12 protein-coding genes are annotated in these 13,689 nt (G+C 44.2%); 11 read left to right on the top strand and 1 reads right to left on the bottom strand.

What is annotated here, in order from left to right:
- Window positions 1–121 precede the first annotated feature (121 nt).
- The 10 genes from EBO34_RS09230 (at window position 122) to EBO34_RS09185 (ending at window position 12,631) form a co-directional block, all read left to right on the top strand.
- Window positions 122–736: a hypothetical protein gene (locus EBO34_RS09230; protein WP_122897599.1), complete on the top strand. Its 615-nt coding sequence runs from the start codon at window positions 122–124 to the stop codon at window positions 734–736.
- A 188-nt stretch (window positions 737–924) separates the two neighbouring features.
- Window positions 925–1,827: a methyl-accepting chemotaxis protein gene (locus EBO34_RS09225; RefSeq protein WP_183163785.1), complete on the top strand. Its 903-nt coding sequence runs from the start codon at window positions 925–927 to the stop codon at window positions 1,825–1,827.
- Window positions 1,828–2,167: 340 nt separating this feature from the next.
- A complete protein-coding gene (locus tag EBO34_RS09220; protein ID WP_122897597.1) occupies window positions 2,168–3,484 on the top strand; it encodes a sugar ABC transporter substrate-binding protein in 1,317 nt (438 codons plus the stop codon).
- A 72-nt stretch (window positions 3,485–3,556) separates the two neighbouring features.
- On the top strand, window positions 3,557–4,864 hold the full coding sequence (locus tag EBO34_RS09215) for a sugar ABC transporter permease (RefSeq protein WP_122897596.1): 1,308 nt from the start codon (window positions 3,557–3,559) through the stop codon (window positions 4,862–4,864).
- 29 nt (window positions 4,865–4,893) lie between these two features.
- Entirely contained in the window at window positions 4,894–5,736 is an 843-nt protein-coding gene (locus tag EBO34_RS09210; protein ID WP_122898654.1) for a sugar ABC transporter permease, read from the top strand.
- Window positions 5,737–6,347: 611 nt separating this feature from the next.
- Window positions 6,348–8,714, top strand: coding sequence for a glycoside hydrolase family 31 protein (locus tag EBO34_RS09205; RefSeq protein ID WP_122897595.1), 2,367 nt, complete (start codon window positions 6,348–6,350; stop codon window positions 8,712–8,714).
- Window positions 8,715–8,742: 28 nt separating this feature from the next.
- Window positions 8,743–9,786, top strand: coding sequence for a LacI family DNA-binding transcriptional regulator (locus tag EBO34_RS09200; RefSeq protein ID WP_122897594.1), 1,044 nt, complete (start codon window positions 8,743–8,745; stop codon window positions 9,784–9,786).
- Window positions 9,787–10,616: 830 nt separating this feature from the next.
- Window positions 10,617–11,747: an AI-2E family transporter gene (locus tag EBO34_RS09195; protein WP_122897593.1), complete on the top strand. Its 1,131-nt coding sequence runs from the start codon at window positions 10,617–10,619 to the stop codon at window positions 11,745–11,747.
- A gap of 64 nt (window positions 11,748–11,811) precedes the next feature.
- Complete coding sequence (locus tag EBO34_RS09190) at window positions 11,812–12,186, top strand: rhodanese-like domain-containing protein (RefSeq protein WP_122897592.1); 375 nt, start codon at window positions 11,812–11,814, stop codon at window positions 12,184–12,186.
- Window positions 12,187–12,484: 298 nt separating this feature from the next.
- Window positions 12,485–12,631: a lmo0937 family membrane protein gene (locus EBO34_RS09185; protein ID WP_122897591.1), complete on the top strand. Its 147-nt coding sequence runs from the start codon at window positions 12,485–12,487 to the stop codon at window positions 12,629–12,631.
- A 444-nt stretch (window positions 12,632–13,075) separates the two neighbouring features.
- Here EBO34_RS09185 and EBO34_RS20655 read toward each other — a convergent pair whose 3' ends face one another.
- A complete protein-coding gene (locus EBO34_RS20655; protein ID WP_183163784.1) occupies window positions 13,076–13,216 on the bottom strand; it encodes a hypothetical protein in 141 nt (46 codons plus the stop codon).
- A 121-nt stretch (window positions 13,217–13,337) separates the two neighbouring features.
- Between EBO34_RS20655 and EBO34_RS09180 the strand changes: the two genes are divergently transcribed.
- Window positions 13,338–13,610 (top strand): hypothetical protein, encoded by a 273-nt coding sequence (locus EBO34_RS09180; protein WP_122897590.1) that lies wholly within the window; start codon window positions 13,338–13,340, stop codon window positions 13,608–13,610.
- Window positions 13,611–13,689 lie beyond the last annotated feature (79 nt).

Below are 13,689 nucleotides of genomic sequence, written 5' to 3'. Positions count from 1 at the left end.
CTTTGATGGAAAAATAGAAAATAATATCAAAATGGTTCCACTTTTTGGAAGGTCTTTCATGGTATAATTGTCTCGGTCAGTGCAATCGATTGCGCTTTTTTAAAAAGAAGGAGGGGGAAAGATGGCCGAACAGAAAAAGAGACAAAAGCCATTGGAACAGGTGAAGCTCGTACATAAACTTGGTTTTCTTGTATGTTTTATCGTCTTCGCAAGTGCAGCAGGGGGAGCGGCAATCCTCTACGCCAATGAAAAGGTGACCAGAGAAACGGCTACTCTGGAACAGTCAGCAGCATTTCAGGAAGACTATTCGATGCTGTTAAACACAGTCAATCAAGTGGGGCTCCTTCATTTTCAACTTGTCACTTCAGGGTATAATGAGGATCGGATTGAAAGAGCGGATCTGCTTCTAGGGGAAGCGGGGGAAATGTTTACTGAGCTTAACAGGGAAGTCAGTGATCATCAGGAAATGAGTAATTATTTTTCATTGTTTGAAAAGGCCATCAATAACTACGCAGGGATTAGTGAAACGCATTTTCAATCAATTTATGTCGGAGATGAAGTGGAAAGAATCAGGAACAGAGTTGTGCCTGAAATTATAAGAACAGACCAGAGCATAAATCAGGCAAATACGAGAATTCAGCAGACACTTGAAGCGGTCAGAGACGATCGTCTGCCCAGCTGGAAGAAGCTCTGGTTCTCACACAGATTATTCTGTACGGGGCGATTGCCTTTTTAATACTGGTTCCATTAGGGGTCCTGGCATGGTTCAGCAGAGATTTAAACAAAGGGGTCAAACAGGTCCTGACCCGGATCCATGCATATAAAGAAGGAGACTTTGCATTTGTACAGAAAAGCAGACGCAGGGATGAATTTAATGAAATTGATAAAAGTCTGTATGAAATGGGGCGCCAGCTGGAACAGTCAATGCGGGTCAGTTCAGAAGCGAGTGTACAGGTTTTTGATGTTAGTGAAGCGGTATCCAAAGAGTCTCAAAGCCAGCTTGAACAAATGGGAACAGTGCTTGAGACAATGACAGACTTTAAGCAGCATGTCCAGACTCAGGCTGAAGAAACAGATACAATATCAGCGATAACAGAAGAGGTAAGCGCAAGTGCTCTTGAAATTAAAGAATCGTCCGGGAAAGTGACGATAAAAATGCAGCAAATGAATGGAATGGCTGCGAGCGGGGCGACAGCTGTAAGTGAAATGGCAGGGGACGTAGAAGCCCTTTCGAGACAGACACATACGATGGCGGAAAAAATGATCGGGATGGTTGAGGAGGTCGAAAACATTGCTGCCTTTATGAAAGGCATTGATGATATTTCAGCCCAGACAAATCTACTGGCTATCAACGCATCCATAGAGGCTGCTAAAGCAGGAGCTGCCGGAAGAAGCTTTGCTGTTGTGGCAGAAGAAATCAGGAAGCTTTCCAACGGGACTTCGGACTTTTCAAAAAACACAAAAAAAGCTATTGAACATATCAGAGATGAAACGGTTGAAATGAAAGGAACGTTTCATTCCTTCGAGTCTGCCAGTCTGAAAGCGAAAGAGCAGTCGGAAGAAGCGACCAGTTTATTTTCGCGTATTGAAACGGAAAGTAAATCCCTGCATCATGAACAAGAAGAAACGTCAGTGGCTATAGAACAGATTAACAGAGCTATTGAAGAAGTGGTAACGGCAGTTGCAAACCTGTCTGATGTGGCAAAAGAGCTGGAGGAAAAGACAGGACAGGTGACGGAAACGATCGGCTTTCAATCAGAAAAGCAAAGGCAGCTGGCCGAAACAACGCTCGTTTTAAAAGAAACAGCTTCCTCATTACAGCAATAAAGAAAACGATTACAATTATTTTTGAAAAAGGGTTGTATTTCTATCAGCCCAAATATATAATGAAATTGTAATAGTGATGCAAACGATTTCACGGCAAAACCGTGGAATTGTTTTTGCCTCATTTGTGCAAACGGTTGTCCGACCTCTTGCACTGGAGCCGGGGACTAACTGGACGTGCTGTCATTAAAGGCTTGGACAGTAACTGCCAGTTCACGTACTGGTGTACATATGAAAGCGGATTCAGATATTGAAACCCGCAGATGTACCAAAGGCCGGGAGTGATAATGGACAGGCAACAGGTTGCACAGGATGTAACCATTTAATTAAAGGGGGAAACAACATGTTTAAAGGCAAGTTTCTTTTAACACTGATGATGATGCTCGTACTTTCCATCGCATTAGTAGCTTGTGGAGGCGGAGATGACGACGCACCAGCAGATCCTGACACAGATGAAAACGGAGAAGACGCTGGCGAAGAAGCTGAAGGGGAAGCTCAGGCAGACTCTGATGCTCCTGAAAAACCAGAATCGCTTGATATGTGGGTAAACGATGAAGATTCACAATTGGATGCTTACGAAGAGATCACACAACGTTTTGAAGATGAGCATGGAATTGAAATCAACATTACTCCTTTCTCAATGTTAGATCAAACAGAGGCTGTTTCACTGGATGGTTCTTCCGGCCAGGGTCCTGATCTTTTCTTCCAGCCTCATGACCGTATGGGAGATATCGTCCTTCAAGGATTGGCAGCTGAGCTTGAGCTTACTGCTGACCAGGAAGAGCGTCTTTCTGAATACAACGAAGAAGCAGTTACAGCATTCAGCTACGAGGGAATCCAGTACGGTATCCCTGCAGTAGTTGAAACTTATGCTCTTTTCTACAACACAGATCTTGTTGAAGAAGCTCCCCAGACTCTTGACGAGCTTATGGAGATCGCAGATTCTCTTACTGATGCAAGTGCTGATGAGTATGGTTTCCTAATGGAAGCAACAAACCTTTATTTCGCTTACCCGTTCCTTACTGGAGCAGGTGGATACATCTTTAACCAGGATGCTGACGGAGCTTATGACACTGAAGACATCGGTCTTGACAACGAAGGTGCTGTTGAAGGTGCTGCTTTAATTCAATCTTGGTTTGAAGACGGTTACATGCCAACGGGTATCGATGGAGATGTTATGAACGGACTGTTCCAAGACGGTAAAGTAGGAGCTGTAATCACTGGTCCTTGGGCAATCCCTGACTACCGGGATGCTCTAGGTGACAGCCTTGCTGTTGCGATGCTTCCTGAGTGGGATGGCGATCAGCTTAACTCATTCTCAGGAAATAAAGGCTGGTTGGTATCTGAGTACAGTGAAGATAAGTACTGGGCTACAGAGCTTGCACTATTTATTACAAATGCTGAGAGCTCAGAAACTTATTACGAGACAGCGGGAGAGCTTCCAGCTCACACTGCAGTAGAAATTGACGACGAGTTCATGGGTCCTATCTTTGAACAGACTCAAGTTGCCGAGCCAATGCCAAACGTTCCTGAAATGAGTCAGGTTTGGGAGCCGGTAAGTGATGCACTTCAGTTTATTTCTCAAGGTGAAGATCCACAGGAAGTAATGGAAGAAGCTGTTGAACAGATCCGCGATCAAATCGCAATCATGGGTCAATAGTATTTGTAATAAAAGTAGGGATTGGGGAATGATTTCTCCAATCCTGATTCTTTAAAGCAGGAGGATGCGACTATGGCTGCAAACGATAACCAACCAGATGTGAAAATCGTAAATGAACGACACAATCCAACTGTAGCTGCTTTGCTCTCAATTATTCCGGGATTCGGGCAGATGTACAACAAACGATATTGGAAAGGTGCGACCTTATTCATTCTCTTTGCGGCTTTCATTGGTGTGATGTATGGGTTTATCGCCGATGGATTACAAGGGTTAATCACCCTCGGAGAGACACCACGAGATGATGATTCCCGTATCTTTTTAAGCTACGGTATACTCTCACTTATTTTTCTTACATTCTTTATTTCTTTTTATGTACTGAATATTATTGATGCTCGTAAAGACGCAAAGAGAATTCAATTAGGCTGGGAAGTTCCGGACCTCCGTCAAGGATTTAAAAACGCCTGGGATACCGGATTCCCTTATTACTTAGTAGCACCTGGACTTTTCCTGCTCATTTTTGTTGTTATCTTTCCTCTTCTCTTTATGGTGTTCCTGGCGTTTACGAACTACAACCTCTATAACGCACCGCCGAGAAACCTTCTTCAATGGGTTGGATTTGATAACTTTGTACGATTGTTTACCATCAATGAATGGCGAAATACGTTCTTCAATGTTTTATCCTGGACGTTAATCTGGACGTTTGTTGCGACGACGCTTCAAATCGGACTGGCCCTGTTCCTTGCGATAATCGTAAATGATAAGCGGGTTAAGGGTAAACGTTTAATCCGTACGGTATTCATCCTTCCATGGGCGGTACCTGCGTTTGTAACAATTATTATTTTCTCTGCCTTGTTTAATGACAACTTCGGTGCGATTAACCGTGACATTATTGTTCCGTTGTTCGGATCCGGCATTCCGTGGATGAGTGATCCCTTCTGGGCGAAGGTTGCCTTGATTATGATTCAGACCTGGCTTGGGTTCCCATTTGTTTTCGCACTGTTTACAGGGGTGCTTCAGAGTATTTCAGCCGACTGGTATGAAGCGGCTGATATTGACGGAGCCAACCGCTGGCAGAAGTTCTCAAACATTACGTTCCCGCACGTCATGTTTGCTACAGCACCGCTTTTGATTATGCAATACGCTGGAAACTTTAATAACTTTAATATCATTTACTTGTTTAACCAGGGTGGACCACCGGTGAGGGGACAGGTTGCCGGGGGTACCGATATTCTGATTTCCTGGGTATACGGACTTACATTTGAAAATCAGCAGTTCAATATGGCTGCCGCAATTTCCATTATTCTCGGACTGATTGTCGTTGTCTTTGCATTCTTATGGTTCCGACGCACAAGATCGTTTAAAGAGGAGGGGAACATTTAATGAGCACAGCAGTAAAAAAACGCAGACCTATGAGTAAAAAAAGAAAAAACTTCCTTGAACTGACAGCCATTTACGGGGTTATCGCTGTGATGTTCGTGATTATTCTGTATCCTCTTCTCTGGGCATTCGGGCTCTCCCTTAACCCGGGCACAAGCCTGTACGGTGCACGAATGATCCCTGAAAACTGGTCATTCGTTCATTATGAGTGGCTGTTTACAGACCCGAGAAGTAACTATGTAACCTGGTATAAAAACACTTTGATTGTTGCATTAGCCACATCATTCTTTGCAACATTAATGGTTTCTTTAGTCGCCTATGCCTTCTCCAGGTACCGGTTTATCGGACGCAAAAATGGTCTTTACGCATTTTTACTTCTTCAAATGTTCCCGGTACTGATGGCCATGGTGGCATTGTACATTCTACTTAACCTTGTGGGTCTTCTTGATTCCCTTCTTGGTTTAATCATCATTTATGTAGGTGGAGCGATTCCTATGAATGCCTTCCTCGTAAAAGGATACTTTGATACAATTCCACGTGAACTTGACGAGAGTGCACGTATTGACGGGGCGGGACACTTCCGTGTGTTCTTCCAGATCATGCTACCACTTGCGAAGCCGATCCTTGCGGTAGTTGCGCTCTTTAACTTTATGGCACCGTTTATGGACTTTATCCTGCCTCGTATCGTTCTTCGAAGTCCGGAGAACTTCACGCTTGCACTTGGCCTGTTTAACTTTGTAAATGACCAGTTTGCCAACAACTTCACGCGATTTGCTGCAGGTGCAATTCTGATTGCCGTGCCAATTGCATTGGTTTACTTGTTCTTACAGCGTTATCTCATTTCAGGACTTACTTCAGGGGCAACGAAAGGGTAAGTGTTTCAGAATTGTTAATAGAAGAGATACGGTTGATGAGGAAGATGCCCCTCTTCCTGCCGTATCTTTTTCTTTAGCAGTTTTCTAAAAGGCTGACTTTAAAAGGAATTGAAATTCAGCTTCGTTGAACGGAATACGCTCACTTTTCGCCGACTCGCGCCGAGCCTCATCAGGGCTTTACCCCTGCGGAGTCTCGCCTGTCTCACACTTCCGCAGGAGTGTCGGTATTCCGTTCAACGAAGCACAATGCCCTTAACCGAAAAACCGCATGCCTAATTCATGCGCCAGGGAGCGAATAAATTAACATACTCTACTTCTTCCTATGCCCGTATCTCTTCGACGCACATATCTTCGTAGCGTTACTGGCAGAGGAAGAAGCAGATATATACCTTAAGGAAGCTCACCGTCGCCCAAGTGGAAAAGGAGTGCAATGAGTGTAAATCAACACCCTTGTTTAACACAGCCTTTTACCTGCGTAGACCAAGCACTTGGGAAAGCAAAGGTCATGAAGGTGGAACGACACAAATTCCATCCAGCCTCTGTTTAACTACAATCGTAACCAAAAATAATGCCTTAGGGGAAACAAACGATGTGATCAGGAGGATATAGCTATGCAAGATACAAGCTTTGCGATTCACCCAGGAAACAAGCAGCAAATCGAAGGAACGAACCATCATGATATCGGCAATGTCCGCTCATTTAAAAAAAAGGAGGGTCGTTTTGTTTTTGAATGTGACAACGGGACTGTGAATGTTCTTTTTTACAGTGACAGTGTGGCCCGGGTAGTGATGAATCAAAAGCAGGACCCTGTCCTTGAGGGAAGCTTTGCTGTGATTAAGGAACCGGGGTATGTCGACGTTTCTGTTCAAGAGAAAGATGAGGAGGTCACTCTCACAGCTCAGGAGATGAGCCTTCACGTTTTAAAAGCACCGATGCGGATTACATTCAAGGATTCTGACGGACAGATCATCGTCGGTGAAGGGAAAAAAGGAATGGGTCACAGTCATGAGGGAAAAGTGATCTGTTACAAAGAAGCCCTGCCTTACGAGCATTACTACGGATTTGGAGAAAAAACAGGCTTTCTTGATAAAAAAGGCGAAAAAATGACGATGTGGAACACAGATGTGTACGCTCCCCATAACCCGGAAACCGACGCTCTTTATCAATCAATTCCGTTCTTTTTAACATTAAGAGGCGGGCGTGCTCACGGCCTGTTCTTCGACAACACCGGGAAAACCCACTTTAACATGCGCACAGAAGCAGGAACGTATTCTTTCAGCGGGGACAGCGGACAGATGGACTACTACGTCATGGCTGGGCCTGGGATGAAGGAGGTTCTTTCTCAGTATACATCTCTTACGGGAACGATGCCGCTTCCGCCTAAATGGGCACTTGGTTTTCATCAGTCACGCTACAGCTACGAAACAGAAGAAGAAGTTCGTGAGCTTGTGGGCAATTTTCTTGAGAAAAGCATCCCTGTAGATGCGATCTACCTGGATATTCACTATATGGACGGGTACCGTGTCTTTACATTTGATGAAGACCGTTTCCCAAATGCGAAACAACTGGTAGCTGATTTGAAGGAACAAGGGATCCGTCTCGTACCGATCGTCGATCCGGGCGTAAAAGAAGATCCTGAATACGAGGCATATCAGGAAGGGGTCCATGACGACCGTTTCTGTAAATATATAGAAGGTAACGTCTATTACGGAGACGTGTGGCCCGGAAACAGCGCGTTCCCTGACTTTACAAGTGACAGTGTTCAAAAGTGGTGGGGCGGCAAACACAAATTCTACTCTGATCTTGGAATCGAAGGCATCTGGAATGATATGAATGAACCTGCTGTGTTTAATGAAACAAAAACGATGGACACGAAAGTGATGCACGATAATAACGGCAATCCAAAAACACACCGGGAACTTCATAACATTTACGGATTGAAAATGGGTGAGGCGACATACGAGGGGATGAAGAACAACCTTGAAGGAAAGCGGACCTTCCTCTTAACCCGTGCAGGCTATGCAGGTGTTCAGCGGTATGCAAGCGTGTGGACCGGGGATAACCGCAGCTTCTGGGAGCACCTTCAGCTTGCTTTGCCAATGTGTATGAACCTCGGGATGAGCGGAGTACCTTTCTGCGGACCGGATGTTGGCGGTTTTGCACACGACGCTAACGGACAGCTCCTTGCCCGCTGGACACAGTTCGGTACTTTTACCCCATACTTCAGAAACCACAGTGCCATAGGGACCCTTCGCCAAGAACCGTGGAGCTTTGGTGAAGATGTGGAGGCAAATGTAAAGAAGTACATCGACCTTCGTTACATCTGGATGCCTCACCTCTATAAACTGTTCAGAGATGCATCATTAACAGGACTTCCGGTTATGCGTCCGCTTGTTTTTGAGTATCCTGAGGATAAAAACACATTTAACTTAAGTGATCAGTTTATGATTGGGGACAACGTGATCGTTGCACCGATAACAACGCCTGATACCGAGCACCGGGTCGTTTATTTACCCGGAGGCGAGTGGGTGAACTACTGGACCGATGACATTCAGGAAGGCGGCAGACACATCATGGTGGAAGCACCTTTGGACACACTGCCGATTTTCGTAAAAGCTGACACGGTTGTTGCCCATGGTTCACCGAAGCAGTCCACGGCAGTGAAAGAAGATAACTTTCAGCTTCACGCTTACTTTGGGAAAATAGCGGAAGCATCTTACACAATTTATGAGGATGATGGTGAAACTTTCGGCTATGAAAACGGTGAAGCGTTTGAAAAGTCCGTTAACCTGTCCTATGATAGTGATGTGTTAACGATTACAACAGAGGATCTGAATACACGTTTTACGCCGGACTGGTCAGAGATAACAATCGTTATCCACGGAGCATTTGACGTGACAGAAGCCGCCCTAAACGGCAGAAATGTTGAAATGGAAAAACTGGATGGCGGAAAACTGGTCATCACAGTAAGCAGATAAATTTTTCTAGCGAAGGGATGTAACGCCCATGACCGTAACAATAAAAGATGTGGCTAAAAAAGCAAACGTCGCTCCTTCGACTGTATCACGAGTGATTGCAAACAGCTCAAGGATCAGCCAGCGAACGAAGGAAAGAGTGCGGGAGGCAATGGAGGAACTCGGGTACCACCCGAACTTCAACGCCCGCAGTCTTGCAAATAAAAGCACAAAGACAATCGGACTGGTTATGCCGAATTCTGCAAACAAAACGTTCCAGAATCCGTTTTTCCCTGAAGTTATCCGGGGAATAAGTACGAAAGCCCATATGCTTGAGTATGGATTGTACCTGTCTACAGGGCAGACTGAGGAAGAGATTTTTGAGGAAGTCCAGCATATGGTTCAGGGACGCCGGGTGGACGGAATTATTCTTTTGTACTCAAGAGTCAATGATAAAGTGATGTCCTACCTGCATGAGCAGAACTTTCCTTTTACCGTAATCGGCCGCCCTTATGATGCCAGAATGTCTCAAATAACCTATGTGAACAATGATAACTTTAAAGCTGCAAAAACGGTCACAGAGTACCTATTGCTACTCGGTCATGAGCGCATTGCCTTTGTAGGCGGGAACCTTGATTTTGTCGTTACTGTAGACCACATGGAAGGCTATGAACGGGCACTGAAAAATGCAGGCATAAAGCTTCGGGACGAATATGTCGTATTCCATGAAGAACTTCAGGAAGGTGGTCAGGAAGCCGTTATCGCTCTTATGAGCCTGAAAGAGCCGCCCACCGCACTCCTTGTAGCCGATGACATTATGACGTTTGGTGTCCTGCGGATGCTCAGTGAGATGGATGTGAAGGTACCTGACGATGTCTCCATCATAAGCTTTAATAACCTGATGATCTCCGAGCTGTCTGCGCCTCCGATGACGACGGTCGATATTAACATTTACAGTCTCGGATATGAGGCCGCCACATGTCTGATTGAAAAAATCCTTCGTCCGGATACAAAGCCAAAGAAAGTGCTTATTCCACATAAACTGATTAAGCGTCAATCGTGCCACAGGCATGTAAAGAAGCTTGCGCCGCAATAAAAACAGACAGACACCCGCCAATTCCATTTGGCGGGTGTTTTCAGGCTGTCGAGAAAGTCTTCTTGACAGTCTTTTCTTTTAGTGTTAAATAATCAAGCTATCAGATATTTGTAGTACACTGCTTTATAAGCATAGAACCTGCATTCGCTAAAGACGGACGCTTTCTGCGGGCAACGCCTCAGCCTACTGGAAGTATGCCGGAGGAGGGTAACCCGCTTCCCGCGGAGAGCGAAGTATATTTCAGGAGCGATTTATTTACATGCATATGATCCGTTCGGATTCTCGTTGGCTAAAAAACTTCTGTCCCAGCCTCTTACTGCTCACGGGTTGATGTCTTTAAACATGCAATGCAGAGATTTACCGAGTAATGCAGTTTCGATTTTATGTGTAAATTTCTGGAAGGTCTTTTTCATAAAATAACGCACACATTTCGTATATGTTGTTCCTATTCGCATTCTTCAGGGTATAGAAAATGAAGAAGCGTACATGCCCATTTCTTTCCGTGGTGGTGCTGACAAGCCTTCTCGCCTACGAAGAAGCAATTGGTGAGGGTCGAGCCCCCGAGGGAAGTGCAAAGAGCGCAAATCAGCACCTGACTCTACTGAGACTATTTTAAAGAAAATTGACTTTTTCAGTGGCCTTGCGGAGTACGACGAGTAACACCAGCGCTCCGAGGAAAGGGAGTGTAACGGGCCGCAAATCAACACCTGAGTTCAACATTCTATTTAAATCCGGGAGGTCTTAAAGAGGTCGATTTAAGTCTTATGAGTCATGGTTCTCAGGTAAATTATGCTATAATCAGTCTATTATACAAAAGGTTGGTGAACGGGTTGCCTCAGTCTAAATTCTTCAGATTTTTATACGGACTCACGTTTGTTTTATTAATCATTTATTTAGGAACAAAAGTACCGTTTATCTTTACGCCGATTCAGGTACTGTTTGGAACATTGTTTATCCCGTTCTTAATTGCAGGAGTGCTGTTTTACCTTCTCAGACCGGTAGTAAACTTACTGCATAAACAAAAAGTACCGAAACCTTTATCAATCCTGCTCATATACCTTGGTGCTGTAGGACTCATGACAGGGCTGGTTTTCTTGATCGGTCCAACCCTTCAGGAGCAGTGGAACAATCTTGTGGATAATGCCCCGGGGTTATTTAATGAAGTCCGTAATATGCTGATTGAGCTCCAGAACAATGAATGGGTGAACCAGTTTCAGGAGACGGAAAACTTCTCAATTGAAGAGATTACAGAAAATTTCACAGAATATCTCTCCAATGCTTTTGAAATTTTGACGAGGAATATTGCCAGTGTCATCGGTGTGATTACAAGCATCCTTATTCTCGCTATCATCATTCCGTTCATTCTTTTCTATATGCTTAAAGATGGTGAAAAGCTTCCGGATCAGGTTCTTAGATACCTGCCAAAGAAGCAGCGCGGAGAAGGTCACCGCATTTTGAGCGATCTGGATACAGCCCTCAGCTCGTACATACAGGGCCAGATTATTGTCAGCTTCTGTGTCGGCGTTCTTATGTACATTTCGTTTCTCATTATTGGAATCGAATATTCCCTTATCCTTGCCCTTGTGGCGATGGTGACAAATGTGATTCCGTTTATTGGACCGTGGATCGGAACCATTCCTGCAGTAATTGTGGCCATTATCGACTCCCCGTGGATGGTTGTGAAAGTACTGATTGCCATCGTTGTTGTTCAGCAGATCGAGAGTAATGTCATCTCCCCGCAGGTTATGGGGAAGAAGCTTGCTGTGCATCCATTAACGATCATCCTGCTTTTACTTGTAGCCGGACAATTTGCCGGACTTTTCGGGCTTCTTCTGGCAGTTCCGACCTATGCTGTTTCGAAGGTGGTTGTTTCACACACCTACCGTTTATACATGCTTAAGCGTAAACAGGATCATGAAAAGAAAGGCAAAGAAGAAGCTGAGGCCGCTGAAAGCGACTGATTTGTGATTTCCGGCCCTGTTTCCTATACTGGAAATGTACAATTAAACGAATGAGGTGATTGTGTTGGTTAAAGAAATAGATGGTGTAAAACAGGTAGATGTAAATGAACTGAAGGATCTTATGAATAACAAACCGGAGGATATGGTTGTTATTGATATCCGGGAGCCTGACGAATATGATTCAGGTCACATTCCGGGTGTGCCTCTCCTGCCAATGCATTCGGTGCCGGAGATGATTGAAGGATTTGACAAGGATAAAGAGTATGTATTCATCTGCCGCAGCGGAAACCGTTCACAAAACGTTGCTTTGTATTTGAAAGACCAGGGCTTCGACCGGGTTGTAAACTACCACGGCGGTATGCTTGAGTGGGATACTGATGTAAATACTGGTATTGAAAAGCAGATTAAAGATATTGAGGAATTGAAAAAGTTAAAATAAGTATTTTGACCTTGTACCTTTTTAGGTATAAGGTCATTTTTTTGCAGTAAAAGGGCATATTACTGCTATATTATCAGCAATAGCCGGAAGGTCTTTGTGACATTTTTTTTAATAGGTGATGTTTAAGGCAGATTTTTAAGGGGTACTTTATCAACAAGCAGCACATAAGGAACTTTGAAAGGAGGATTCAGCCATTACATCAAGACGGCATTTTCCTATCATCACCTTATAATGCAGCAGGAAATACTCGAGGTTAAGAACATAGTTTTTTTAAAACAAAATTCAGGAGGTACAAAACATGCTTTGGACAATTGTAGGTATTATCATCTTAATGTGGTTACTTGGATTCAGTTTTGAAGTCGGTGGAGGTTTGATCCACTTACTATTGGTTGTTGCTCTGATTGTAGCTGTCATTAACTTAATTTCCGGACGACGAGCAGCTTAGCGAAGCTAAGAGAGCGTGGCGGAGATCATATAAAGGAGGCCCAGATAAAAAGGGGCCTCCCTTTTACGTTTTGAGGCCACTGAAAAAGTCATAGTCCGATAATAACGTCACCACTTTAAGGATCTAATTGCAACAAAAAAGGGATTTTGATATTTTGACGGGCTAAAGATTATATTCGGTTTAAAAAAAGTGTTGAATGGAGCGAATGAGCGACACGCCTGCAGTAAAAGCGAGTTCCGGGGAGACCCCCAGGCACGAGCATAGCCTTCATGATTATGCTGCAAGTTGCTTCGACGCATATGGCTTCAGAGCTTAGCCGGCAGAGGAAGAAGCAGCATGCCGATGAGTACCGAACCGTCCGCGGAAAGTGCAATGAGCGGAATCAACTCATACCTTTTATGAGCCAATTTTAAAGAAAATGGACTTTTTAAGTGGCCTCACCTTTTAAAGGTGATCGGTCTTCTTGGAATAGCTGTGTTTGTCAGTTTTCTGACGGCTGGCCTGTTCTTCAAGATTTTTCTTCTCAAGTTTGGCCTGGTTGTCACGGGGCTTCTTGTTCGAATCACGATTTGGATTGTAAGGCATTGCTCCAACCTCCTTTCGCCTGTTCATAATATGGTTTATTTAGTCGGAAGATATGTGATGTTTAACGAAACCAATAAGGGGTAAAGTATTGATATCCAAACAAAAACAGGGGTGAGTGACGTTGGCTTCAAACAAAATCATTACTTCAACTTTAGTAGTAACTGCAGTGGCGGCAGGCTCGTATTACTTTGGAAAAGAAGAGAACCGTCAAAAGCTTGCTCATTCGTTTAAACGAATGAAAGCAAAAGTAAAAAATGAGACGAACGAAGATCATAACCCGTATCTGAATGAAAAAGTGGGCCATTCCGACCCTGAGGATGTGGAAGACAACTCCATGGTGGATGAAGGCGCCATGTACTCCGTTAACTACTACAATGAAAACATGAATAATTAATCATAGGAACCGGAAGAACCATCATGGGTACATGGTGGTTTTTTCTCTGGATTCCAAGACAGACTATTAAAAATCAAGT

It is taken from the genome of Alteribacter keqinensis (assembly GCF_003710255.1).
GTDB classification, from domain to species: Bacteria; Bacillota; Bacilli; order Bacillales; family Salisediminibacteriaceae; genus Alteribacter; species Alteribacter keqinensis.
Note: the sequence above shows the minus strand (reverse complement) of the source record. Positions and strands in the feature narration are given on the sequence as shown.